Genomic DNA, 26,054 nt, shown 5'->3' with positions numbered 1-26,054 from the left:
GATATCTGAATTTTAATATGTTATGCTTAGGTTGAACCCATAAATACGGCTCGCAGGGTTGACATACAACTCACCGAAGTTACCTTCAAGGTCAGTTCCGTTCGTTGTTGATTCCGGATCGATGTAGTAGTTGTCTTTAGCTGTCCAAACAAATGCGTTATTAACGAATGCCGAAAGTGAAACTTCGCTCAAAGCCAGTTTGTTAAACCACTGTTTCGGGAACGAGTATGCTAGTGTGATGTTACGCAGTTTTGTAAAGGTACGATCAACCAAGTACGCTTCTCCTCCGTTACCCCAACCGTAAGTGTCGAAGTAGTCCTGGTAGCTACCATCTGATGTTTTAATAGCCGTTGAGTTTTCAACGTAAGCACCATCAACAACCTGGATTGAATTAGGGATCACAAACGGATTGCGGTCGTTGTAGGTGGTCACGATTCCGTTACCCGTAAATTGCATCAGGTTTTTCGTACGTGAGAACATGGTACCACCATAACGAACATCCAGTGATGCACTAAGAGAGAATCCGTATGCGCTGAATGTTGTTGTCAGACCACCAGTCCATTTGTGATTCATGTCAAGACCGGTGTCTTCAACTTCGGTTCCCAATACAGGTTGTCCGGCTTCATCAACGATTTGGTAACCGTAGTATTCGCTCGACTCATCAGTTACGTACTGTGGAAGGTAAGTATAATAACGTCCCATTGCTTTGCCTTCTTCAGCATACATGTATACAGCGTCGTTACCGGCAGCAAAATTATCGATTGTTACTTTGCCACCTTCAAGGCTTTCAGGCATTGACAGAACTTTGTTGCGGTTCACCGCAAAGTTCACGTCCAAATCCCAACGGAATTCTTTGGTTTTGATTGGAGTTGTATTTACTAAAAGCTCAATACCCTTGTTCTGTACCGAACCGAAGTTTGTTACAGTGTAGCTATAGCCGGTTGATGGGTCAACCGGAAGGGTGAAGATTTGATCTTCTGTTTTACGATCGTAATAGGCAGCATCGATACCAAAGCGTCCTTTATAGAATTGCAAGTTCAAACCAATTTCTGATTCCGATGTCATCTCTGGTTTCAGGTCGATACTGCCAGCAGTTGCTGAAGTCATAAACGAGTTGGTTCCATTCATAGGGAATGAAGCGATGTCCGAACCATAGTATCCGTTGGCATATGCCTGAATGTACTTCGAGCTGGTTAGGTATGGATCTGCATCGTTACCGGTTTTACCATAGGCTAAACGTAGTTTACCGAATGATAATACGTTGTTTTTAGGTAATAGCTCAGTAAAAATCCAGCTAAGTGTAGTACCTGGGTAGAAATAGCTATTGTCGCCAATAGGTAGGGTTGAAGACCAGTCGTTACGTGCAGTAACGTTCAGGAAGATAAAATCTTTATATCCAACAGTAGCATCACCAAACAAACCAATCAAACGACGTTTACTTTGGTCTTCTGAAAGTAGTGACTTGGTTGCTCCGTTACTTAAATCCCAGAATCCGGTTTCGAATGTCAATACATCAGTTTGGCCTTCCATTAGGGTCGAGTATCTTTCGTTGATGTTTACCCCGGCGTTTACGATGAATGAGAAATCTCCGAACTTGTTGTCATAGTTGGCCAGGAAGTCATGGTTGAGCTCATATGAACGTCTGTAACGGCTATAAACATATCCGTCCTGGTTCATATTACTAGGAGCATAACCATAATCTTCGTTGATTAAAGCATCGTCAAGTTCAATTTGAGGATAACCAATTTTTGAATCATAGTCTGTATAGTCGAATCCAAAGCGATAACTAACAGTCAGTTCTTTGATTGGATTAATATCCAATTGCAACTTGCCATAAATTTGTTTCGAGTCCAAATGGTTGTAGTTGTTTTCTAACGACCAGTATGGGTTTGTAATACCGTAAGGAGTAAAGTATGCTTCAGGAGTGTTGAATGGGTTTGAAGTATCCTCCATATCAACAATGGAAACATCTCTAGGCATTTCGTACAAACCGTCAACAACTGAGGTTCCCTGATATGAACCAACAATGTCTGTCTCAGATTTTGCGAAGTTCATTGAAGACGAGACTTTCAGCCATTCAGTAGCCTGATAGGATGAACGGAAAGCGATCGTGTTTCTTTTGTACGAATCCGCATCAGTTGGCATAATACCATCATCGTCAGAGTGCGAGAAAGACAAATAGTACGACATCTTTGTATCTTCAGAAACACCACTCATGGCAATGTTGTGATTGGTTGATACACCGATGTCAAAGAAATCTTTTACGTTGTCTTCGCGAGCAGAATACTCGTGGATAAGCTGTTGATTGTTCCAGATTGGTCCATAAACTTGTGTTGATCCATCTAAACGAGGTCCCCAAGAACCGTTCTCAATGTATGTTTGAGATCCGTTCCAACCTTGTCCAAAATCATTTTGAAATTCAGGGAAAACAGAAACCTGACGTAATTGAACACCGCCATTGTACTGGATCGTGAAATTACGATCTGTTCCTTTGCTTCCTTGCTTTGTGGTGATTACGATCACCCCGTTCGAAGCACGGCTACCATATAAGGCTGTCGCAGCGGCTCCTTTCAATACAGTCATCGATTCGATGTCATTCGCGGCAACGTTTGAAATACCGCCAGCACTGATTGAGTGACCAGATGTATTCAAGGTGTTGTTTTGTAATGGAACACCATCAACAATGTAAAGTGGCTGGTTGCTACCATTAATAGAACCAAACCCGCGAATAGTTACTGACGAAGCAGCACCCGGGTCAGATGACGTTGATTGGATTTGCAAACCGGCAACTTTTCCGGAAAGCGAGTTTGTAACGTCGGTTGAACGAGCTTTCAATAATTCAGAGCTTTCAACGGTGGTCGCTGCGTATCCGAGAGATTTCTCAGAACGTTTAATCCCCATTGCGGTAACAACCACCTCGTTGATACCGACGACATCCGATTCCATCTTCACATCCACCTTCGCGCCGGTAATAGCGGCTTCCAACGTTTGCATACCAACAAACGAGAAAACCAATGTTTTGGCATCCTGAGGAGTTTTCAAGATAAACTTACCGTTTATATCGGTAATAGTACCAAGGGTTGTCCCCTTTACAGATACAGAAACGCCAGGGATCGTGGCTCCGTCGTCGGCGGAGGTCACAGTACCTGTAATTTCTTTGGTTTGGGCCAAAACAGACTGCAAACCAATTGCAAAAATTGCAAGCAATAATGCGATTTTTTTCATAGAAATAATTTTAATAATTAAACAGCATCGATTCTTTTTTCAGAAATACGTTTAGTAAAATATGTGTAATATTTCCCCTTTAGAAAGTTTAGATCGGATCCGGTTGTTCCCCCAAACAACTTTTCTCCGGGTATGTCGCTCAATTACAGAAATCGTTGATATTGAAACTGCAATGTTTAACAAATGTTAAAAAAGAACAACGATTACAAAAATATAAATTTATGAATACCTTGTCACATTACTGCCTGATTTTTTGCATGTTGAAACATGATAGATGTCATGAAACCCCTGTTTTTGCAGTTTTTAGGGCGAATAAGAGTTTTTTTGCTATCTGTTGAATACGGTCGTTAGCAGTTGTTTATGATTTTATTGTGTCACTCACACAGTAAGTAAAATGTTTGTTAATTTTCGATGCAAAATGTCTTTTTTTGGGTGTATTTCTGACTAATTCGCCGTATAGAAGCTAGTAAAAACTCAAATCGTCGTAGGTTTACCAGCGTTTTCTTCGTTTTTTGCAGCCTGTTTCGGGAAGTTGCTCTGATGTTTTGATTCAGATTTGCAGGCTGATGATACGGCAATTGGCATCGTGCTTGGTGCTAAAAATGGATGGGAGGCCTCAGTCGACCGATGCCTGGTGAGTAATAGCGGTTTGTTATCATCTTGATCACTGTCTGGTTCGCTTTTGTAGGCTCGGTTTACTCCTGATCGGATTGCTTATAAAGAAGTGAATTTCGCGGTGGGATGTGAAAAGCTTCATGCCGGATGTTGTTTTCAGATAAATTGGTATTAAATAGTTGGTGTTTGGGCGGTGTTCAGGGGGTGTGATCGTGCATATTTTGTATTTTTAAGCTGACGTATTCACTTTAAAATATTGGTTATGAAACTAAAGTGCTTTGTTTTTATAGGTGTGCTATTTGTCGGTGGTATTCAAATTGCTGTCGCTCAGTCGAGGGCTGCTGTTGATCTTCGGTCAAATTTAGGAATGTACAGTGGCGATTTGCTAAATTTTTACAATGAGGTTTCCCGGAATAAAATGATGGAGCCGTTTGATTTGACAGAGATAGATGGATCGCCCTATCTGGATAATGAGTTTAAAAAAGGGAATGTAATCACTAAGGATAGTGTCCAGTATGCCGGATTGGAGCTCCGCTATAATATTTATAACGATGCGCTTGAGTTCCGGAAAAATGATTTGGACATAGAGTTAAATGAAAATTTCCCTTTGTTGTATGCGGTTGTTGGTGATGATGTTTTTGTGAAAGCGTCGAATGCTGCTGGTTATTTTCAGGTTGTGCAAACTGGCGATGCTTTCCTGGTCAAAAAGATAAAAGTTAAATTTGTCGATCGGAAAGAGGCAACTGGCTATCAGGCTGCTAAAAAGCCATCATTTAAACTATTGAAGCCAGACTATTTTGTTGAGAAGGAGTTAAGTGGCGAGGCTTTCCGGGTCGAGTCGAATGAAGATTTACTGCGCATTTTTTCTGATAGGCAGGATGAAATTGAAACCTATTTTAAGAAAGAAAAGATCAAAGTCAGCAAAGAAAGCGATCTTATAAAATTTTGGGATTACTATAATTCGATAAAATAGAAATCCGAACACTCAATTCGTATTAGAGAGGGCTGGTCGCAATTATGCGGTCAGCCTTTTGTTTGTTTTTCAGTTGAAAACATGGGATTAAAGGGGTTGTTTTGGACGGCCGTCAAAGTGGCGGTATTTCTAGAAGTTGTGGTGGCGACCATATCGTTTTCCCATTTTTCGCTTAATGCCCGGTGTAAAGCAGCAGTGATTTCGGCTAAAAATGGATTGGCAAAATTGAGTTGTTGGTTTGTTTAAACCTAAAAGCTAAGGCAGGCACAAAGGGCAGGTGTCGGACTTCAATTAAAAAGGCGAAGTTTTTCCAGTTCAGCAAATGTGAATTTGATGGGTTCGATAAAAAGGTGTGTCGTCCTAAAAAAGAGAGGCCATCCCATCGGGACGGCCTCTACCTATTTTATTGAAAACCGAATATTCGCTTATTGAATATCCCAGAAGAGTTTGGTTGTTGCTTTATCTCCGCCAATTGCTTGCGCCGCCGCTTGGTAGCTGGCGCCGTTAAGAGTTGCTTCTTCAATTGGGTAGATGAATCGAGTCGGGATATCTTCCAGGGTCATATCTTCAGGAGCATACAAGATGTCGGTGAAGTCGAGTAGGCGATAGGCAGTCCATCCTTCAAACGGAATGTTGTACATTGCCAGCCATTTCTGCGTTCCGATTTTTTGTTTCCAGTTACCGGTTGCCGTTGTATAGGCTACGCCTTCGCTTTCAAGATAAGCTGAAATTGCCTCATCGTCTGAAATTCCGTATTCGTTCATTGAAGCTTCAATACCTGCATTGTAGTGTTCTTCGGCCGAGCCGCCTACGTTGTAGCCACGCTCTGCGGCTTCTGCCAGCAAAAATTCAACCTCAGCGTACGACATGAGTGTACCGGGAAGTGCCGGATTTTTAAACATGTCGCCAATTTGAGAGAAGCCAGAGGCCGCATTGGCCGAGCCATAAACACCACCGTAGAAGTAATCAAATTCAACTGAGTCGGCAACGGCGGCAACGTATGGGTATGTGGCGTAAACAATTGAGTCGTTTCCGTCCATATCCTGGAATACCTGGTAAAAACCGCCGGTTCCTTCGAGTGTTGTTTCCAGCCATTTTCCGTCATCGTCTTTGTCGTATGAAAAAGAATACAGCTCGAAGTATTTAAACATTCGGGGGTCGGCAATACGGTTCATTACGTCAACAATTGTGCTGGCTGGGATGAAGTCGTTACGACCGCTTTCAACCAGGTCAACATACAATGGATGTGTATTTGGAGACGATGAAGTGTATGTAATCGTGAAATTGTCGTCGTTTGACTCGATTAGGTTTGCTGCCGCTGCTTCGGCCGTAGTTTTGGCTTTTGTAGCATTCGTGTCCGCCAAACGCATGGCCATTCTTAATTTTAGAGAGTTTGCTGCTTTTAACCACAACGACATGTCTCCCTCGTAAATCGGATCATAGTCTGTCAACCCTTCATAGTCTTCATCAACCAAGGCGATGGCGTTGTCGATTGAATCCAGAACTGAGCTGTAGATTGTAGCGGCATCGTCGTACATCGGAGAAGAGTTTTCTTCATCCAAAGCATCGGTGAATGGCACGTCTCCAAAGATGTCAACCAAAGTTGAATAAGTGAAAGCCTCAGCAATTTTGATACAGGCCAACTTGTTGTTTTTAAGCGCGAGAGCTTCGTCGGTCAATGTTACCTCGGCAGAGATGATTGTTTTTGCGCCGTCGAGGTCTTTAAGTACATCGCGATAAAGAATCAGCCACATGTTGTCGGGAATTGTCCGGGTGACCTGATTGTACTGACTTTCATCGGGATAGGTGGTTTGAGCCCAATACTGAGAATACAGTCTGAATACATTGCTGTTTACGCTGGTTCCAAGCATGAGGTCGAACATATTGCGGACGCCATTGGTAAATAATGGTTCTCCCGGAACCTCCGACGGGTTTTTTTCGTCGATGTTCAATTCTTCCAGCTTGTCGTTCAGGTCGCAACTCGCGATCAATCCAATTAGGAAGATGATACTGAATTTATATAAGATATTTTTCATATTCACTTCTGCTTAAAATTAAAAATCAATTTTTAAGTTGAACCCAAAGCTTCTAACGGTTGGATAAGATCCGGATAAGTAACCTTGAGAAAGTCCTGAAGAAAGTCCTGATTCAGGGTCAGCATAAGGTACATTTTTGTGGATTATCCAAAGGTTTCTACCAACTAGTGAGAACGAGATGTTTTGAGCAAAACTACTGACCAGGTTCGATGGTAGGTTATAAGTCAATGCCATCTCTCTAAGCTTCACGAAAGAAGCATCGTAAACGGTCATTTGCGCTGGGTTGCGAGAAGAGTTGCCCCAGTAGAAAGCACCGCCGTAATAGTCAGCACGGGCGCGGGTCGTATTTACTTCGCCTGTTGTTGTTACACCTTCATTTAAGACACCGCCACCATCGGCTACAGCGTCACGCATTGGATTTCCAAGTTCGTTCAGTCCGGCTGTATGTTTCAGTACTCCGGTTCCTTGTCCGTAGTGCATATCCAACGAATAAACATCGCCACCTTTTTGAATGTCAATAAGGAAATTCAAGCTAAGGTCTTTGTATCTGAGTGTATTGGTAATACCTCCGGTCCATTCCGGATTTTGGTCACCAATAACCTGGTCGGCAACAGCAACGTAATAACCCGACGAGTTTACAACCTTGTTTCCGTTTTCGTCAAATTGGTAGCCTGTACCGCGCAGAGTTCCAAGAGGTTGTCCTTTTGTCGCGTTGATGGTGATACCACCCTGGTATGAGTTGATCACAATATTGTCGGTTCCTTGATATAGCTCAGTAACTTCGTTGCGGTTTCTGGCCCAGTTCAGGTTAACATCCCAGCTGAACTTTTTCGTTTTTACCGGTGTAACATACAAGCCAACTTCAACCCCTTTGTTTTCAACTGTTGCAGCGTTTACCCAACGATAAGAGTATCCAGTTGCTTTAGAAAGTTCAACAGGGATAAGCATGTCCTCGGTGGTTTTGTTGTAAAATGAAACATCAAATCCTAAACGGTTCTTGAACATCTTACTTTCCAATCCGATTTCCAACTCTTTTGAACGTTCCGGAAGAAGTTCCTCGTTGTTTTTTGTACTCGGATAAGAGAATAGTGTGTATTCACCAAAATTATCCAGTTTGACGTAGGTGTCAAAAACGTTCAGTGGATCAGTGTCGCTACCAACTTCGGCGTAGCTTACACGAACTTTACCCAAATCCAGCCAAGGCAATTCATCTTTCGTGAAGGTTGAAAAGATGAAGTTAGCTGCGGCTGAATAATAGTTGTAAGTATTGTTGTCGGTTGGCAGAGTTGAAGACTTGTCAACACGATCAGTTAAGTTCAAGTACAAGAAGTTTTTGTAAGCCAGGGTTGCTTGTGCATACAGGCCATAAACCCGTTTTTTAAGCAGGGCTTCAACCGGGGCTGAAGGGGTGCTGTATGAGTTGCTCAATGCGTAGATGTCTGGTACAGCTAATCCACCTAATGTAGAGGCTTGGTAGCGGCTGGTGACTTCATTTCTTACGTTTAACCCGATTGTTCCGGATAGGTTCAAGTCGTTTGTTAAGTCCTTGTTGAAGTTAGCCATCAAATCGTAGTTGAATTCACGGAAAGCTATTTCGTAGCGTTGATAACCCGAGCTAACTTCAGTTCTCAATACACCAAATTCGGCGGCAACAGAACCTACAGCGCGGCGTTCTTCGCGTAGTTCGTTGTAGGTGTCAGCAGATACTCGTCCCATGATTGAAACCCAATCAGTAGCTTCGAAATTAAAATAAGCGTTACCATAAAGACGGTTACGTTCATCCGTTTGGTAGTTTTCGTAGCGAGTCCAATAAGGGTTGTCCCAATATAACGGAGTTTCTACAGGGCCACCGTATGAAGCCTGATGGTTCCACGAGTAGTTTTTCTTGGTCTGTTTGTATATTTTCTCCTGATCTTTCACATCAACGTTTACTTGCCACCATTGACGCATTTGCGACATCAGGTTGTCAGAGTATCCTGTCGAGTTACGACCAGTAGTTTGTTGGAACGAGAAGTTTGCGGCAGCACCTGCCCGCAACTTTTCATTGATCTTTTGGTCGCCGTTGACTGCGAATGTATTGCGGATCAATTCTGAGTTTGGCAGAATACCGGTTGTTTTGAAGTTGGTGTAGCTAATGCGGAAAGTTCCGTCTTCATCACCACCTTTTAATTCTACGTTGTTGCTGAAGCCGACTTCTGTTTCAAAGAAATCAATTGGAGTGTGTTCTGCAGCTTTGTATTCGTATTGCTTCAGATAGTTGTCAGACTCAGGTACGAATGAATCCCAGTGGTAAACCATTTGTCCGTTGAATTTGGCTCCGTAGGAAGCATCTTCATAAGTTGGCACAACTAAATCATCAATGCCATCGCCATCCACATCGTAATCTTCAAAATAGCCTGTTGATCCATAGTAGGCGCCGTAACCTGCACCGTATTCTGACTGGTATTCAGCAAAGGTGTTTTTGTCGATTTTACCCACTGTAACACTCGAGTTCACACTGACGCCTATCCCTTTGCGGACTTTTCCTTTTTTGGTTGTAATCATCACAACACCGTTTGCACCGCGAGAACCATAGATGGCTGTTGCTGCGGCACCTTTTAGGATGGACATATTCTCAATGTCATCCGGGTTAATGTCTGACAGCGCGTTTCCGTAGTCGTATGCCGTACGTCCATTGCGTTGATCGCTTGAGTTGTATGAAGCGCCGGAGATTGGAACACCGTCAACTACGAACAGGGGTTGGTTGCCTCCGTAGATTGAAGAGTTACCGCGAATCGTAATGTTTGCCGATCCACCGAAGTTATTCGTTTGGCGAATCTGAACACCGGCAACTTTACCTGAAAGCGAGCTGACCAGGTTTTGTTGTTTTACGGTAGATACCGCGTCGCCTCCAAGGTCGGTTACTGAATAACCAAGCGATTTTTTCTCTTTCGAAATACCTAAGGCGGTTACAACGACTTCGTTGATACCCACCACGTCCGCTTCGATTGCAGCATCGACAGTGGTTCCGGTAATGGCAACTTCCAGTGTCTGCATTCCAACAAATGAGAACACGAGTGTTTTTCCATTCTCAGGAATTTTTAACAGGTACTTACCGTCAATATCAGTAATAGTACCAAGGGTTGTCCCCTTTAAAGAAACGGAAACTCCAGGAATCGTGGCTCCGTCGTCGGCAGAGGTCACAGTACCTGTGATTTCCTTGGTTTGGGCCAAAACGGACTGCAAACCAATTGCAAAAATTGCAAGCAATAATGCGATTTTTTTCATAGAAATAATTTTAAAAATTAAACAGCATCAATTCTTATAACAGTAATAAGATCAGTAGACAAAATAAATGTATTTCCCCTTTTGGATTTTTGAACGATGAAAAGCGTTTCCCCAAACAATTTGTCATCGTGTAGATTGTTTTTTGTTGCTAGTGCTAATGAATGTGCATAAACGCTAACAAATGTTAAAACAATCGACGAAGGCAAAAGTAAAAAAAAATGCCAATTTTGTTTTGAGGAGGGAAAATTACCATGTCTGTACATATGAAAAAAATCATATATGTTAGTGCGTGCAGTCATCTGCAATAGTCGAATAAAAGAGTCGGGTGTCTTGAAAGATAGGGATGTCGGGGAAAGTAGAGTGGGTAGAGTGTGCTTTAGACAATAAGTAAAATATTTGTTAACTTTTCGACACAGAATGTCTGTTGAAGGGTGGTGTTTGTGGTAGAATTGTCAAAATCGACTGGCATGGGGGTGTTTTTTGTGGGGGGTGTGTCGGGAATTGTGTTTGTTTTTAGGAATACTTGGTCGATTCCGAAGGTGCGTGCTCCAATAATATCGATCTCCCAGTTGTCGCCAATCATGATGCTTTTTTGTTTTTTAGCGTTGCTGCTTCTGATGGCATGGCTAAAAATGCGGGGGTCTGGTTTGGCAAATTGAACTTCTTCCGAGCAGAAAACCTGCTGAAACAGATGGGCGATTCCGGAATTAACGAGTTTTCGGTGTTGTACATCTCTGAAGCCATTCGTGATAATTTGTAGCCGAAAGTTTCGTTTATGTAGTTCTTCCAGAACTGGCCTTGCGCCATCAACCAGTTTTGTTTGCTGCCCCATTAAGTCGAGGTAAAGCTCGTTCATCGCGATCGGATCAACTCCCCGGATCTGATAAGCTTTGAGTGTGTCGGAAAACCGTTTGGTAATGAGGTCGCTTTTTTTGATTTGCCGGTTTCGGTAAGCTTCCCACAGTTGGGAGTTAATGCGGTCGTAATCATCGTAAAAGCGATCGAAGTCTTCAATTTGGTTCTCCAGTTTTATATTTGCCAGAGTTTCTTTCATCGCCACCTTCGCATTAAAGTCGAAATCCCACAAGGTGTTATCGAGGTCGAAAAAAAGATGGGTGTATTTCGGGTTGAAAGCCATGGTTCTTTGGTTGTGGCAACAAATTGTATAATTGTGTGAAGGAGCGCGAACGAGGCGGGATTGTCTTCCGGTTGTTATTCGTCGTCTTTGGCTGTCTTTCCGGTTTTACCTTCCAGTACAATTACAATTTCGCCTTTTACTGTTTTGGCTTTAAAATGCTCCAGCGCTTCTTTTACTGTTCCGCGGTAATTTTCTTCGAATAGTTTGGAAAGCTCGCGCGATACCGACACCTGTCGGTCTTCTCCCATGAATTCGCAAAACTGTTCCAGTGTTTTAATCAGTCGATAGGGTGATTCGTAAAAAATCAAAGTGCGTTCTTCGTTTTGCAACGAAAGTAATTTCTTTTGGCGGCCCTTTTTTTGGGGCAAAAATCCTTCGAAACAAAAGCGGTCGCAGGGTAACCCCGAGTTTACCAACGCCGGGATCAGTGCTGTAGCGCCGGGTAAACATTCAACCTGAACACCGAGCTCGAGGCAGTTCTTTACCAATAAAAAGCCGGGGTCGCTAATTCCGGGCGTTCCCGCATCGGATATCAGCGCGATATTCTCGCCCGACTCAATGCGCTGAGCGATGTGCGACGCTGTTTGGTGTTCGTTGAACTTGTGATGAGAGCTCAGTTTATTCTGAATTTCGAAATGGTGCAACAGTTTCGACGATGTGCGGGTGTCTTCAGCCAAAATCAGGTCGACTTCTTTTAACACTTTTATTGCGCGGAAGGTCATATCGTCGAGGTTGCCGATTGGAGTCGGAACCAAATAAAGTTTTGCCATAGTTTTTTAGTCGTAACGTATGTGATGAATTCAATTGCAGCTTTTAGTTTGTGAAACGACGTTTTACCAGGTGAATAAATTTCAGGCTGGTATCGTCTTTCTCCCAGTTAAACTGGCCATCGAGAAAAGTAACCGCTTCTTCAATCGTATGCATCCGGTCTATTTGGCTGATTGTTGTTCGGAATAGTTCAGCATCGTTGCGAAACAATTCCCGGGTGTACTGAAACCGGTCGTTCAGCCCGATGGCGCTTTCCAACTTTAGGATTGGGCTGTTTGCGAATCGCTGATCGAGTTTGTTGGCGCTGGAGAGCAAATCGTTTAGCGATGTCGAATGAAATTGGTCTGTCAATGTTTTTTTCTCTGTCGCCGTAGTTTTTGCACCGTTGTTTCCGGGCACAGGATTTTGTGTGTGTACTAAAACCGGCTCCGGGATTTCAATGTCCATTTGTTCGTCGGTTTCTTCGTTTAACGAAGTCTCCGTTGTCTCAGCGTTTTCGGGTGCACATTCAACTTTCGTCTCTTCCAAAATCACTTTCCGGATCTTGTCTTCAACTTCTACTACTTCTTCAACAGTCGATTTTGGGCTTGCGGCAGGCAGCGTTTCTTCAGCTTTCAAATTGTCAAAAACCGGCTCCTCGTTTTTCGATTCAGCGACAGCAGGTTCCGGATCCGGGATTCGGGTCGTTGTTGCTTGTTCGCGAACAGACTCTTCTGCGTCTTGTTGGTATATTTCCAACAAAAATTCATATTCCTGATGAATCATCTTCGCTTTGTTGAGAGCAAGGTCAATTTCGAACTTGCTAAGCTGCTTGTTTTGAATTAGCTCGTGGTTGATGTCGCTCAACTCCGCGAGGTTCTTCTGGATGATCTGAAGTAATTTATCTCGGTTCATAATTTTTATACGATGGTAGAACTTCAACTATCTAAATTAGACGCAGAATTCTAAAATTTATTATCCATTGCCTATTGACTGAAGTCTACAGTCTAAAATATTACATTTGCGTAAAAGTACTAAAAACTCCATTGAATCGAATTAAATGTTTTTGGAAAGAGATTTAAGTCATCGCAGACCGGGAGGAAGCATCGAGGTAATTGCCGGTTCCATGTTTTCGGGGAAAACCGAAGAGTTGATTCGGCGGATGCGCCGGGCACAATTTGCTCGTCAGAAAGTAGAAATATTCAAAGCTAAAATTGATATCCGATATTCCGAGACCGAAGTCGTTTCGCATGACGAGAACTCAATTCCTAGCACTCCGGTCGATAACTCGGCCGCAGTTTTATTGCTTTCGGGAGGCTGTGAAGTGGTCGGGATCGACGAAGCCCAGTTCTTTGATAAAGGATTGGTCGATGTATGCGTCCGCCTGGCCGATCAAGGTGTTCGGGTGATTATTGCCGGACTCGACATGGACTTTAAAGGAAAGCCTTTTGGACCGATGCCTGAATTAATGGCCGTGGCTGATTATGTCACTAAAGTGCACGCCATTTGTATGCGATGCGGTAGTGTCGCTCAGTTTTCTCATCGCTTGTCCGACAACGAAAAGCAGGTGATGTTGGGAGAGAAAAACGACTATGAACCGCTTTGCCGGCGCTGCTACAATACGAAATAAACAACCTATGGGCGTTGCCCGAAAAACATATAAAGCATGGCTAGTTTTAGCTTGAATGAAATTGTCGGTTGCATCGGCGGCCGTCTTTTAACCGAAACCACGTCGACTAATAACGCTTTTATTCAGTCGATTTCTATCGACAGCCGTACAATTACAGATGTTGGTTCCTGCTTGTTTTTCGCCCTAAAAGGAATACGCCACAACGGACACCAGTATTTGGATGATCTATATAAGCGGGGTGTTCGGGCTTTTGTGGTTTCCGAAATGGTTGATACAACCCGGTTTCACGAAGCGATTTTTATTCAGGTTGAAGATACGCTGCTAGGCTTGCAGCGTCTGGCGGCAGCTGTGCGTTCAAGCTATAACTATCCGGTGCTTGCAATTACAGGCAGTAACGGAAAAACCATTGTGAAAGAGTGGCTCTACGATTTGTTGCACGAACCGGTGAAAATTGTTCGCAATCCGAAGAGCTACAACTCGCAGGTGGGTGTGCCACTCTCGGTGTGGAATATGTCCGACAAATATGAGTTGGCTATTTTTGAAGCCGGTATTTCACAGCCGGGCGAGATGGAAAAGCTGGAATCCGTGATTCAACCGACTCATGGTTTGTACACTAATTTGGGTGAAGCACATCAGGAAAACTTCTCTTCGAAAACTGAAAAGCTACTCGAAAAATTGAAGTTGTTTGAGTCTTGCGCAACAATTATTTACCGGAAAGATCAGCAAGCGGTTCACCAACAAATACAGCAAAAATACGGAATGAGTGGCAAAAAGCTGTTTGCCTGGTCGACCGAGGACAAAGAGGCTGATTTGTACCTTAAGTTTGTTCGTGAAACAAACACAAGCCGGTTGCAATTTAGCTGGAATGGCAGCACCTATCAGTTGTCTGTTCCGTTTTCCGACGACGCTTCGCTCGAAAATATAGGCCATTGCCTGGCCTTTGTTCTTGCAGCCGGTTATTTGTCGAACCCAGTGCTGCTGGGCTTTGAAAAGCTGCAGGCTGTTGCTATGCGACTCGAACTGAAACAGGGCATTAATAATTGCCTGCTCATAAACGACTATTATAATTCCGACATCAACTCGTTGACAATCGCCCTCCAGTTTCTTAAAAATCAGTCGCTAAGCAATAAGCTTCCGCGATGCCTGATTTTGTCCGATATCGAACAGTCGGGTTTTTCAGGGCTGGAGTTGGCTCAGGAAGTAAAGCGATTGTTGGTGCAGTATGGTGTCGACCGGTTTATTGGGATTGGTTTTAACCTGCACCAACACCGCATGTTGTTTGGGCGCTCGGCTGAATGCTTTCAATCGACTGAAGCGTTTTTGGAGGTTTTTAATCCGTCAACATTTAAAAATGAACATATCCTGTTGAAGGGGGCTCGTGATTTTCGTTTTGAACGGATTGCCTCTGTCCTTCAGAAAAAATATCACCAAACGCAGCTCGAAATCAACCTGAATGCGTTGGTTGAAAACCTGAATCGCTATCGCGCCCGGTTGAACCCGGGTACCAAAATCATGATTATGGTGAAAGCCTTTTCGTATGGCAGCGGGACGGTTGAAATTGCCCGCGCACTGGAGTTTCAGAAGGTAGATTATTTAGCGGTAGCCGTGGCCGACGAAGGGCTTGAATTGCGGCAGGCCGGAATCAGCACTCCAATTATTGTCATGAATCCTGAGGAGCATAGCTTTGAGATGATGCTCGAATATCGGCTCGAACCGAATATTTATTCCATGGAGGTGTTTGAGAAATTTAATCAGGCGGCCAGAAGCATGGCCGTAAGCAATTTCCCTATTCATTTGAAACTCGAAACGGGAATGCATCGACTCGGATTATCAGCGGCCGATGAGTTGGAACAGATCGCAACCCGTGTTCCCAGCGAAGGACGGTTGCGGATTCAATCGGTATTTTCGCACCTGGCGGCCAGCGATAGTGCCGATCACGATGATTTTACCGAAAAACAGTACCAGCGATTCATCGCGTTGAGTGAACCGCTTGTGAAAAACCAGCCCAACAGCGTGATTCGACATTTGCTGAATTCTGCGGGGATCGAACGATTTTCGGCCTACCAGATGGAAATGGTTCGGTTGGGAATTGGCTTGTATGGCATTGCTCAGTCGGATGTATTGCAGGTTGAAACCGTTGCCCGGTGGACGACAGTAATTTCGCAGGTAAAAATAGTTGATGTGGGCGAAACTGTTGGCTATGGTCGGAAGGGCAAAGTGCCGGAGCCGAAAAAAATCGCGATTATTCCGGTTGGTTATGCCGATGGATACGATCGCCGGCTAAGTAATGGGGGCGGGCAGGTTTGGATCGCCGGCAATCAATACCCGATTATTGGGAACATATGCATGGATATGAGCATGATTGATGTAAGCGGAGCGAATGTTCAGGCCGGAGATCCGGTTGAACTGATGGGCGAACATATTCATCTCAACGACCTCGCGCAGTGGATGCGAACAATTCCTTACGAAGTACTCACCGGTATTTCGCAGCGAGTGCGAAGGGTGTATGTGCAGGAGTAGAGGTTTACGGTCTCTTTTACCAATATGAAACTGACTTCCGGCTTAGGCTTGTCCGAGCTGTTGCTTGATTTTCAATTCTAGTTCTTCGGTCAGTTCCTTAACATCGCGGCCGGCCGGTTCAATTGGGTCGAGCACGGTGTAGTTTAGTTTCACTCCAAATTGAAGCGGGAAATACCCTTTCTGAATGAATCGGCTGTTTCCGTCAATCGCAAAAGGAACGATGCATGCTGAAGGTGCATTTTTCAGCAACGAAGCAATTCCGGGATGTTGGAACTTTTTGATCTGTCCGTCTTTACTTCTTGTCCCTTCCGGAAAAATGCTGGCGCTGTAATTCTCTTTCTGAATGTGTTTGCCCAGTTTGCTGATTTCAACAATCGATTGACGTCCGTTTGAGCGGTCAATCAGAGCAGAGCCACCATGGCGCAGGTTGTACGAAATACTTGGAATTCCTTTCCCCAATTCTTGTTTCGACACAAACTTGGGGTGGTTTTTTCGGAAGGCCCACACAATTGGCGGAATATCAAAGGTGCTTTGGTGGTTGGAAACAATGATCAACGGCCGACCCTGCGGAATTTTTTCCAATCCTGAAAAGCGAATGCGTGCCCCCATGATAATTTGAGAGTAAACCAGAAAGAAATTTAGCACATCAACCGATTTTTTGCGCAGTTGGTAACCGCCTGTATATCTGCAGATGATCTGAATAGGATGAAATAGGACCAGTAATAATCCAAAAACGAGTAAGTAAATTGGTGACAATAAGTAGCTTAATATGGTTTTCATGAAATTCCTTTTTTTTGAGGCAACAAAGGAACAAAAAAATATGAAATTGCAGAACCCTGTTGGGCAGAGTGATTGATATGAATTGTCTGCCCCCAGCTTGTATGAAACTGATGTTGCAAGTAAGCATGTAAAACCGCACGTCACCTTGATGGATCTTCGGTAAAATCCTATCTTTGAGTAAAATATTCTACCATGCAGGAATTTATTCAAAATAAACTGGAAGATTTAAAAAAACTCTGTGAATACTATGACGTTAGAACGTTGTATGTTTTTGGATCTGCCTGCACTGAAAAATTTAATGATCGAAGTGATATTGATATTTTGATTTCATTCAAGGATATTTCAATTGAAAAATACACCGATAATTATTTTGATCTGCATTATAAACTAGAAGCATTATTTGATCGAAAAGTTGACTTGTTGACCGAAAACTCGCTTGCGAATCCTTATTTTATTGAGAGCATTGAGGAAACAAAACAATTACTTTATGCAGCGTGAGATTCTGAAATATTTGCACGATATCCGGGAATCAATAAGTTCAATTTATGATTACTTAGGTGACAAGCGGGATTTTAATGTTTATTTATCCAATAAGCTTTTACGAAGAGGAATCGAACGGGAACTAGAGATAATTGGAGAAGCGACTAATCGCATTCTGAAACTTGATGAGCATATTGATATTTCAGATTCACGACGAATTGTCGATTTAAGAAATTGGGTAATTCATGGGTACGACAGGGTTGATGATATTATTATTTGGGGGATAATTTCTAAGGATTTACCCAAATTAGAAGAACAGGTTGATAAATTAATCAAGCGTTAATGTCTGCTTGAATTGGCGAAGCCGAAAGACCTGACGCAATCAAACCGCTTTTTGCAACAAAATTTGACAGCATCAACAGTTTAATAAATTAGAAGCCGAATGGACTACCGGGACGAGGTTTTTATGGCAGTGGCCGAAAAGTTGAGTTTTTCGAAAGCGGCTGAGGAGCTTTTTATTAGTCAGCCTGCTGTAACCAAGCATATTAAAGAGCTGGAGCGAAAAATGAATACCGCATTGTTTGATCGCAAAGGCAATAAAATCTATCTCAATCAGGCCGGAAAACTGGCTTATCAGCATCTGACACAAATCCGGCAGCAATACCGGGAAATGGACTTTGAGCTAGGCCGATTAAATGATGCGCATCGCGGGCTCTTGCAAATTGGCGCCAGTTCAACCATTTCGCAATATGTAATTCCGGCTGTGCTGGCGGCTTTTTATCAACGGTATCCGCAAATTAAACTCGATCTGTTTAATGGGAATTCGTTTGAAATGGAGCAGAAGCTGCTGAATAATGAAATTGATTTGGCTTTGGTGGAGAACGACAGCTCGCAAGCCAATATTCGCTACCTCGATGTGATGGACGACGAAATTGTGGTTGTGGCTGCAGCCAATCAGCTTATTGCCAAACAAAAATCGCTCACGGTGGCCGATTTGCAGGAGATTCCGATGGTATTACGCGAAAAAGGATCGGGGACATTGGAAGTCATTCAACACGCCCTTTCCAGGCAGCAAATCGATCCGGAGCAACTGAATATATTTATTCACCTGGGTAGTACTGAGGCGATTAAAAACTTTCTGTTGAATTTTGATGGTCTCGCTTTGCTTTCGGAAAAGTCTATTGAGAAAGAGCTTCAGCTAAAGCAACTGGTGAAATTGAAGGTGAAAGATTTCTCTATCCATCGCAAATTTCGTCTGGCCATGCGGCAAGGTCCCGAGAAAAGTATCCCCGATTTATTCCGAAATTTCCTCTTCGCATATAACAAATAGTTATTCGTAATAAAATTATATGATTTGATATGGTTATGATGTTGACGTAGATTTGTTGGCAGATAAAAACAGAATACGTCATGCATATCAGTCAACCGAAAGTTCAGCTTGTTTATATTATTTCCCTTGTCGCTTGCTTTTTGCCGTTTGTGTCTCCGGCTATGGCTCTGTTAATCGGAATCGGCCTGTCGTTGCTGGGAATAAAGCACCATAAAATGGAGGGTTATACCGGTCTTGTTTTGCAGGCTTCTATTGTCCTTATGGGTTTGGGAATGAATCTTAGTCAGGTGGTGCAGGCCTCAAGAAGTGGGTTCGAAATTACGGCAATCTCGGTGATCGTTACAATCGCTCTTGGACTTTTACTTGGCCGTTTGCTTAAAGTCGACCATACCACGAGTGTGCTTATTGCCGCAGGAACAGCCATTTGCGGAGGAAGTGCAATAGCAGCCTTGGCGCCCGTAATCAGAGCCCGGGACTTTCAGATTTCATTTTCACTTATCGTCGTGTTCGTTCTAAATGCGGTGGCACTAATCCTGTTTCCCATGATCGGGCACTTTTTTCACCTGAGTCAGGAAGCTTTTGGCTATTGGGCTGCCATCGCCATTCATGATACCAGCTCGGTTGTTGGAGCCGGAGCAACGTTCGGCGAAAAAGCGCTGGAAGTTGCAACAACTGTAAAATTGACCCGTGCCTTGTGGATCATTCCGGTGTCGGTTGCATTTGCATGGGTGGACCGGCGAAATGGCAAGGGGAAAATTAAAATCCCATGGTTTATCGGTCTGTTTGTGCTGGCGCTGGTTTTTGCTCACTTCGTCCCGCAAATGCAGGATACTTTCGGCCACTTAACTTGGTTGGGCAAACGCGGAATGGTGGTTGCCTTGCTGCTTATCGGTTCAAATATTTCTGTTGCTGATTCAAAACAAGCCGGGGCTAAAAGTTTTTTGCTTGGCACAGCGCTTTGGTTATCCATTGCTTCCCTCTCTTTTCTTGCCATTCAGCATCATTTGATTAATTATTGAAGGTACAATAGAACGACCTTGAGCTGATGCAGGAATCTGGTTTAAACTGGATTTCTGCATCTTTTTTTCGTGAAAACTGGATGTTAAATCTTGTAAAACGAATGGAAAGAAATCCTGACTTCTTTTCGCTTATTGAAAAATATGTAGATATTTGCATATCTATTTATAAAGATGATATATAATAAACAATAGTTCGATTAAAGATGGCTAAATATGTTATAGTTGGTGGCGTTGCCGGAGGAGCAACTGCTGCCGCCCGATTAAGAAGGTTAGATGAACAAGCGGAGATTGTGATGTTCGAGCGTGGACAACACATCTCGTACGCGAACTGTGGATTGCCTTACTATATTGGCAATACCATTAAAGAACGCGAAAAACTGCTGGTTCAAACACCCGAGAGTTTTAAGGCGCGATTGAATGTGGATGTTCGAGTTTTACAGGAAGTAATGAAAATTAACCGCGAAGAAAAGACGGTTGATATTTTGAACCACCAAACCGGTGAAAACTACACGGAAAGCTACGATAAGTTGGTCGTGTCGCCTGGCGCCGAACCGGTGAAACCACCTATTTCAGGAATTAATCACCCCTTCATTTTTACACTTCGGAATGTACACGATACCGACAAAATTAAATCGTTTTGTGACCAAAATAAGCCCGCCCGGGCGGTGGTGATTGGAGCTGGTTTTATTGGGTTGGAAATGGCCGAAAACCTGCATGCTCTGGGGATGGACGTAACGATTGTTGAAATGGCAAATCAGGTGATGGCACCCCTCGATTACGAAATGGCCGCAGAGGTTCACCAACATCTGAAAACCAAAAAGGTCGAGTTCTATTTGAAAGATGGGGTGAATGCGTTTCAGCCGGTTGGCGATCATCTGAAGGTTGTCTTGCAATCGGGTCGCGAAATTGAGACGGAATTGGTGATTCTTTCGATCGGTGTTCGTCCGGAAACCAAACTTGTTCGTGAAGCAGGGCTGGAGTTGGCTGAAAATGGAGGTATTAAGGTGAATGAATACCTGCAAACCAACGATGAAAACATTTATGCTCTGGGTGACGCGATTGCCTTTCCGCACCCAATCACTAAAAAATATGTGAACACTTATTTAGCTGGTCCGGCGAACAAACAAGGGCGCCTGGTAGCCGATAATATCGTTCTTGGTAATACACGGGTTTATCGCGGTGCTATCGCGACAGCAATCGCCAAGGTGTTCGATATTACAGTGGCATCAACAGGGATGGCTGCCAAAACTTTAAAGAAAGAAGGAATAGAATATATTTCCAGTATTATTCACGGGGCGTCGCATGCGGGCTATTATCCGGGGGCAATGCCTTATACGCTGAAGATTCTGTTTCAACCTAAAACCGGAAAATTGCTTGGTGCACAAATGATTGGATACAGTGGGGTTGACAAACGCATCGATTTGATTGCGACCGTGCTGCTGAACAACGGTACGATTTACGATCTGCAGGAAATTGAACACGCCTACGCGCCACCTTATTCTTCGGCAAAAGATCCGGTAAACCAAGCTGGCTATGTTGCGGAAAATATCATCGCGGGCCGGCTGAAAATTATGACATGGAGAGAAGTAAGTAATCTTGATTCAAGCAATATTTGTCTGTTGGATGTTCGTACGCCCGAAGAGCACGAGTTGGGGCATATTGAAGGTTCTTTAAATGTTGAAGTTGACAAGATTCGTGAGCGTTTGTCCGAAATTCCACGCGACAAAAAAATTATCGTTTATTGCGGCGTTGGAATACGTGGCTATTTTGCCGCACGAATTCTTATGCAGAACGGTTATACTGAAGTTTACAACTTGAGTGGTGGCTACAAAACCTATGAACACACGACCTGTAAACAAAGCAACGAGGATATTTTCGAAACAAGTTACATTGCGAACGATAGTCATATTTATAGGGGGAAACCGGCAGACAAAGTTGAAGTGCATTCGGCGATGGCCAACATAAAAACCATTGAGGTTGATGCCTGCGGATTGCAATGTCCGGGGCCAATTTTGAAGCTAAAAACCGAGATTGGCAAGCTACAGGAGGGCGAGCGGTTGTTGCAGAAAGCGAACGATCCGGGTTTCATGAAAGATGTGCAGTCGTGGTGTAATATGACTGGTAATAAGCTGGTTTCGTTGGAGAACGAAGCTGGGATTATTTCGGCAGTTATTGAAAAAGGCAGCGCGAAGAAGCCCGCTTTAACCGACGGGGCTTTGGCGGCCAATTTGCCACAAAACAAAACGATGGTGGTTTTCAGCGACGATCTTGACCGCGCATTGGCGACGATGGTTATCTCCAACGGAGCTGTGTCGATGGGGAAACAGGTGACTTTGTTTTTCACTTTTTGGGGTTTGAATGTGATTAAGAAAACCGACAAGCCAAAAGTTGAAAAAGATTTCATGGGCAACATGTTTGGCAAAATGATGCCCGATAGTGCCGGAAAACTGAAATTGTCGAAAATGAACATGATGGGGATGGGCTCGTTGATGATGAAAAAACGAATGCTGTCGAAACGGGTTGATTCGGTTGAGGATATGATTAAAACAGCGCTCGATAACGGCGTTCGGATGATTGCCTGTCAAATGTCGATGGATGTGATGGGGGTGGCGAAAGACGAATTAATCGACGGTGTTGAAATTGGCGGTGTTGCCGCTTATTTGGAAGAAGCTGAAAAATCCAACCTGAACTTGTTTATTTAAGGGTTTTCTTTGAGGGTGGTACGAAAGTGCCGCTTTCCTGGAATTTAACATTAGAAAAAAATCGCTGCTGTGTTTTCGGACCAGTGGCGATTTTTTTTGTTTTCAGTTCTGTAGGATCGACGAGCTGACGCATTGAATGCCAACTGGCAGTATTTGTGAGATCAGCTCGGTGAAAAATGGTCGTTTATTTTAGTTCTTTTCTGAACAAATCGTTTGTTAATCAGGTTGTTTTACTTGGTGAATTAAACTGTGTTGTACAAAATCATTCGATATTACTCTTCAAATTTAAAATGATAAACCCGATGGAAAATTATCAAAATCTAGTTGAGAAGGCCTACGAGGTTTTACTTGTCTACGGCCCAAAAGTTGTGCTGGCAATTATCGTTCTGATAGTCGGTTTGTGGATTATAAACCGATTTACGAAAGTGACCCGGAACGTGATGACAGTAAAAAGTGTCAATGTTTCGCTAATTCTCTTTGTTTCCAGTCTGATCAATATTGGATTGAAAGTCTTGTTGGTGATCAGTGTTGCCGGGATGATTGGCATTCAGACCACTTCGTTTATAGCTGTATTGGGAGCCGCTGGTTTGGCAATTGGATTGGCTCTTCAGGGAACGCTGGCTAATTTTGCCGGTGGTGTGATGATCTTGATTTTTAAGCCCTATAAAGTGGGCGATTTAATCCAGGCTCAGGGGCATCTGGGCGTGGTGAAAGAGATTCATATTTTCGTTACAATACTATTGTCGCCCGAAAGCAAAACGATAATTATCCCCAATGGGGCGATTTCGAATGGCGATATTACAAACTATACAACCGAAGGAAAAATCAGGGTGGATATGGTTTTTGGCATATCTTATGAATCCAATATCAAGAAAGCGAAAGAAATTTTGATGGGTGTCGTGAAGAGTCACCCCAAGGTGCTGACTGATCCTGCACCATTTATTGGGGTGAAGGAATTGGCAGACAGTTCAGTCAATCTCGCCGTTCGACCCTACACAAAACCAGGAGATTATTGGGAGGTCTATTTTCATGTTTATGAAGAAGGGAAAATTGCCTTGGATAAAGGTGGTATTACCATCCCATTCCCTCAAATGGATGTGCATTTCGATAGACAAATGGTTCCAAAGGTTTAGGTCGGATTAAGGGTTGGATGTTTGACTTCCCTTTAAATACGGAAAAATTTTGTGATTGAGGGCTTCATTCGTTTCATGGAGCCCTCAATCGTTTAAACGTTATACAAACGCATTCGGATTGGTCGCTCAGTTAACGATTTTGCGTCATCACCTCTTTTCTGGATTTTATAACTTTGGGAATCCGCATCGTGTATCTTGTTCAGAAAAAGTAACAGACTTGTTTGTTCGCTATTCAAATGCGCGCCACATCGTTGGCTTCGGATTATTTTCTGCACATTCTTCATCGTTTTCTTTTGTAGTTTGCGCCCACTACATGCAACAACAACCATCGGAAGTGCTGTTTGAATCAAACAGTTATGTGAAATAAGCTCAGGTTGTTTTATTCAAAGAACGAAACGCAAATTCGTCAATCTTTGGTTTCATATGATTGGTGAGTTGAAAATGAGCGTCTTCTGAGTAAAGTTGCTGATTTTCAATTTACAGATAAAGAGTTAACTTTGCGCGCTCGAAAAAACACCTCCGGAAATATCATTCCGGTTAAACAAAGAATCGATAAAATGAGTATAGAAAAAGCATTGAAAGATCGCAGTGGTTCGGTTTGCGAATTGTGCGGAAATACAGAGGGGCTAACCGTTTATGCCCTTCCACCGGTACTGGAAAATAACAGCGACAAATGTGTTATGCTATGTTCAACCTGTAACGGACAAGTTGAAAATCCCGATACGATGGATGCTAACCACTGGCGCTGTTTGAACGATAGCATGTGGAGTACCGTTCCGGCAGTGCAGGTTTTGGCTTATCGGGTGTTAAGTCAGTTGAAAAACGAAGGTTGGCCGCAAGATTTGCTGGATATGCTTTACCTGGATGAAGAATCGCTGGCTTGGGCCAAATCGGGTTTGGTTGAGGGCGATGCAAAGCATGTTGATAGCAATGGAGTTCCTCTTCTGGCTGGCGATACAGTAATGCTGATCAAAGACCTGAACGTGAAAGGAGCCGGATTTACCGCGAAACGGGGAACTGCCGTTCGCAATATTTCGCTTGTAAAAGACAATGTAGAACACATTGAAGGTAAAGTGAATGGGCAGGGGATTGTGATCCTGACTCAATACGTGAAAAAGTCGAACTAAAAATTGTAGGGATGCCGTCCAGTAGCCTAATTACTGGCGTTGGTTTCTACGATTCGATAAAAACCAGAAAGGGACCCGATCGGTATTCGGATCCCTTTTTTAATGTTGAAAGAAAGCTATTTGTAAAAAATGTATTAATTCAGTGTCGCTTGTCCCGGATTCCAGTCGCAAGGTGTTAATTTGCCCGATTTGAGCGCTTCCAGTACCCGGACAACTTCCGGTACATTGCGGCCAATGGCCAAATCATTTACCGAAACCCAACGGATAATTCCCTGAGGATCGATGATGAATGTTGCCCGATAAGCAATTTTCTCTTCTGCTTCAAGAATCCCCAAATCTTCAGCCAGCGATTTAGATGTGTCTGCCAACATCGGAAATTTCAGTTGTTTCAAACCCGGATGGGAATTGCGCCATGCCAGATGTACAAATTCAGAATCGGTTGATGCACCAACCAATCTCGCATCCAGCTTTTCAAAGTCTTCAATATGGTCGTTAAATCCAGTAATTTCAGTCGGACACACGAAGGTGAAGTCCTTCGGCCACCAAAATATTACGCTCCATTTTCCAGTGAGGTACTCATCTGTTAAGGTCTCGAACTCTTTTCCAACTTCGAGGGACACAACGGCTGTTTTTTTGAATTTCGGGAATTTATCTCCAATTGTTTTCATGTTCTTGAATTTAAAAGTAATTTGATTCTTCTGGTTTTTTCGGCTTACCGCGTTTTATAGGCGGTTACAGAATCAAAGATAAGGAGCCTTCCCGGGCTAATCAAATTGATTTTTTTGATTCAGAATAGAGAATCACTATGTGCCCGACTCCGGTGAAAGTCCGATAGGCAGTGCGAATTCCATTTTTAAGATCGATAAACAAAAGTTTTGAAATAGCCATCGTTTAAAGGTCTTTCAAACAAACAATTCTGCTATTTTTGCAAGCAACGTTAAACCTCTAAACAAGAACGATCCATGTTAAAAGTGAATGAATATTTCGGTGGTACAGTAAAATCGATTGCCGTAGATAATGAACAAGGCACAGCTACAATTGGAGTTATGGAAGCCGGCGAGTACGAATTTGGTACGGCCACAATCGAGCTGATGACGGTAACCAGCGGAAAACTTGATGTGCTTCTTCCGGGTGAAAAGGAATGGAAAACCTATGCAAGCGGCACAACTTTCCGAGTTGAGAAAGACGTTCGTTTCAAGGTGAAGGCTGCTGAACAGGTTGCCTATCATTGCTTGTACATCTAGTCATCCCAAAAGAGGAAATCCAAGGTCGATTTCCTTTTTTCATTTCAATAGATCATTTTCGGGAAATATTCTTCCGACCGGACATTTC

The 26,054-nt window shown here is 43.3% G+C and carries 19 protein-coding genes; 11 read left to right on the top strand and 8 right to left on the bottom strand.

Features of this window, described 5'->3' with window-relative positions:
* Window positions 1-12: 12 nt before the first annotated feature.
* Entirely contained in the window at window positions 13-3,225 is a 3,213-nt protein-coding gene (locus tag ABZD21_RS04565) for a SusC/RagA family TonB-linked outer membrane protein (RefSeq protein ID WP_372773225.1), read from the bottom strand.
* Between the two features lie 877 nt (window positions 3,226-4,102).
* Here ABZD21_RS04565 and ABZD21_RS04560 point away from each other — a divergent pair.
* The gene (locus ABZD21_RS04560) at window positions 4,103-4,813 is read left to right on the top strand and encodes a hypothetical protein (RefSeq protein ID WP_372773224.1); all 711 of its coding nucleotides are present in this window, start codon (window positions 4,103-4,105) and stop codon (window positions 4,811-4,813) included.
* A 425-nt stretch (window positions 4,814-5,238) separates the two neighbouring features.
* Here ABZD21_RS04560 and ABZD21_RS04555 read toward each other — a convergent pair whose 3' ends face one another.
* The 5 genes from ABZD21_RS04555 to ABZD21_RS04535 all read right to left on the bottom strand — a co-directional run bounded on the left by ABZD21_RS04555 (window position 5,239) and on the right by ABZD21_RS04535 (window position 12,916).
* Entirely contained in the window at window positions 5,239-6,849 is a 1,611-nt protein-coding gene (locus tag ABZD21_RS04555) for a SusD/RagB family nutrient-binding outer membrane lipoprotein (RefSeq protein WP_372773223.1), read from the bottom strand.
* Between the two features lie 18 nt (window positions 6,850-6,867).
* Complete coding sequence (locus ABZD21_RS04550; RefSeq protein WP_372773222.1) at window positions 6,868-10,116, bottom strand: SusC/RagA family TonB-linked outer membrane protein; 3,249 nt, start codon at window positions 10,114-10,116, stop codon at window positions 6,868-6,870.
* A gap of 376 nt (window positions 10,117-10,492) precedes the next feature.
* Complete coding sequence (locus ABZD21_RS04545) at window positions 10,493-11,254, bottom strand: YjjG family noncanonical pyrimidine nucleotidase (protein ID WP_372773221.1); 762 nt, start codon at window positions 11,252-11,254, stop codon at window positions 10,493-10,495.
* A gap of 74 nt (window positions 11,255-11,328) precedes the next feature.
* On the bottom strand, window positions 11,329-12,024 hold the full coding sequence (gene rsmI, locus ABZD21_RS04540) for a 16S rRNA (cytidine(1402)-2'-O)-methyltransferase (RefSeq protein ID WP_372773219.1): 696 nt from the start codon (window positions 12,022-12,024) through the stop codon (window positions 11,329-11,331).
* Window positions 12,025-12,067: 43 nt separating this feature from the next.
* A complete protein-coding gene (locus tag ABZD21_RS04535) occupies window positions 12,068-12,916 on the bottom strand; it encodes a hypothetical protein (protein ID WP_372773217.1) in 849 nt (282 codons plus the stop codon).
* Window positions 12,917-13,061: 145 nt separating this feature from the next.
* On the opposite strand from ABZD21_RS04535, the gene ABZD21_RS04530 reads away from it, so the two are divergent.
* Together ABZD21_RS04530 and ABZD21_RS04525 are read left to right on the top strand one after the other, a co-directional pair.
* Window positions 13,062-13,631, top strand: a complete 570-nt coding sequence (locus ABZD21_RS04530; protein ID WP_372773215.1) for a thymidine kinase — start codon at window positions 13,062-13,064, stop codon at window positions 13,629-13,631.
* Window positions 13,632-13,667: 36 nt separating this feature from the next.
* Window positions 13,668-16,151: a bifunctional UDP-N-acetylmuramoyl-tripeptide:D-alanyl-D-alanine ligase/alanine racemase gene (locus ABZD21_RS04525; protein WP_372773214.1), complete on the top strand. Its 2,484-nt coding sequence runs from the start codon at window positions 13,668-13,670 to the stop codon at window positions 16,149-16,151.
* 42 nt (window positions 16,152-16,193) lie between these two features.
* Here ABZD21_RS04525 and ABZD21_RS04520 read toward each other — a convergent pair whose 3' ends face one another.
* Window positions 16,194-16,931, bottom strand: a complete 738-nt coding sequence (locus ABZD21_RS04520; protein WP_372773212.1) for a lysophospholipid acyltransferase family protein — start codon at window positions 16,929-16,931, stop codon at window positions 16,194-16,196.
* Between the two features lie 192 nt (window positions 16,932-17,123).
* On the opposite strand from ABZD21_RS04520, the gene ABZD21_RS04515 reads away from it, so the two are divergent.
* The 7 genes from ABZD21_RS04515 to ABZD21_RS04485 all read left to right on the top strand — a co-directional run bounded on the left by ABZD21_RS04515 (window position 17,124) and on the right by ABZD21_RS04485 (window position 24,722).
* Window positions 17,124-17,429 (top strand): nucleotidyltransferase family protein, encoded by a 306-nt coding sequence (locus ABZD21_RS04515; protein WP_372773210.1) that lies wholly within the window; start codon window positions 17,124-17,126, stop codon window positions 17,427-17,429.
* On the top strand, window positions 17,419-17,754 hold the full coding sequence (locus ABZD21_RS04510; protein ID WP_372773209.1) for a DUF86 domain-containing protein: 336 nt from the start codon (window positions 17,419-17,421) through the stop codon (window positions 17,752-17,754). The genes ABZD21_RS04515 and ABZD21_RS04510 overlap by 11 nt, the downstream gene beginning before the upstream one ends.
* Window positions 17,755-17,853: 99 nt before the next feature.
* Complete coding sequence (locus ABZD21_RS04505) at window positions 17,854-18,741, top strand: LysR family transcriptional regulator (protein WP_372773207.1); 888 nt, start codon at window positions 17,854-17,856, stop codon at window positions 18,739-18,741.
* 80 nt (window positions 18,742-18,821) lie between these two features.
* The gene (locus ABZD21_RS04500) at window positions 18,822-19,760 is read left to right on the top strand and encodes a YeiH family protein (RefSeq protein ID WP_372773206.1); all 939 of its coding nucleotides are present in this window, start codon (window positions 18,822-18,824) and stop codon (window positions 19,758-19,760) included.
* Between the two features lie 203 nt (window positions 19,761-19,963).
* Window positions 19,964-22,462 carry a CoA-disulfide reductase gene (locus ABZD21_RS04495; RefSeq protein ID WP_372773204.1) on the top strand — a complete coding sequence of 833 codons (2,499 nt, stop codon included), beginning with the start codon at window positions 19,964-19,966 and terminating at the stop codon, window positions 22,460-22,462.
* A 302-nt stretch (window positions 22,463-22,764) separates the two neighbouring features.
* Window positions 22,765-23,595 (top strand): mechanosensitive ion channel family protein, encoded by an 831-nt coding sequence (locus ABZD21_RS04490; RefSeq protein WP_372773202.1) that lies wholly within the window; start codon window positions 22,765-22,767, stop codon window positions 23,593-23,595.
* Window positions 23,596-24,152: 557 nt separating this feature from the next.
* Window positions 24,153-24,722, top strand: a complete 570-nt coding sequence (locus ABZD21_RS04485; RefSeq protein ID WP_372773200.1) for a PhnA domain-containing protein — start codon at window positions 24,153-24,155, stop codon at window positions 24,720-24,722.
* Window positions 24,723-24,856: 134 nt separating this feature from the next.
* Here ABZD21_RS04485 and ABZD21_RS04480 read toward each other — a convergent pair whose 3' ends face one another.
* Complete coding sequence (locus tag ABZD21_RS04480) at window positions 24,857-25,390, bottom strand: peroxiredoxin (RefSeq protein WP_372773198.1); 534 nt, start codon at window positions 25,388-25,390, stop codon at window positions 24,857-24,859.
* A 294-nt stretch (window positions 25,391-25,684) separates the two neighbouring features.
* Here ABZD21_RS04480 and ABZD21_RS04475 point away from each other — a divergent pair, with 294 nt between their 5' ends.
* Window positions 25,685-25,966: a pyrimidine/purine nucleoside phosphorylase gene (locus tag ABZD21_RS04475; RefSeq protein WP_372773196.1), complete on the top strand. Its 282-nt coding sequence runs from the start codon at window positions 25,685-25,687 to the stop codon at window positions 25,964-25,966.
* Window positions 25,967-26,054: the final 88 nt, after the last annotated feature.

Origin of the sequence: Mangrovibacterium sp. (assembly GCF_041596335.1) — a bacterium.
In the GTDB taxonomy this organism is placed as follows: Bacteria; Bacteroidota; Bacteroidia; order Bacteroidales; family Prolixibacteraceae; genus Mangrovibacterium.
The sequence above is the reverse complement of the archived record's forward strand: the minus strand, read 5'-3'. Positions and strand labels throughout refer to the sequence as shown.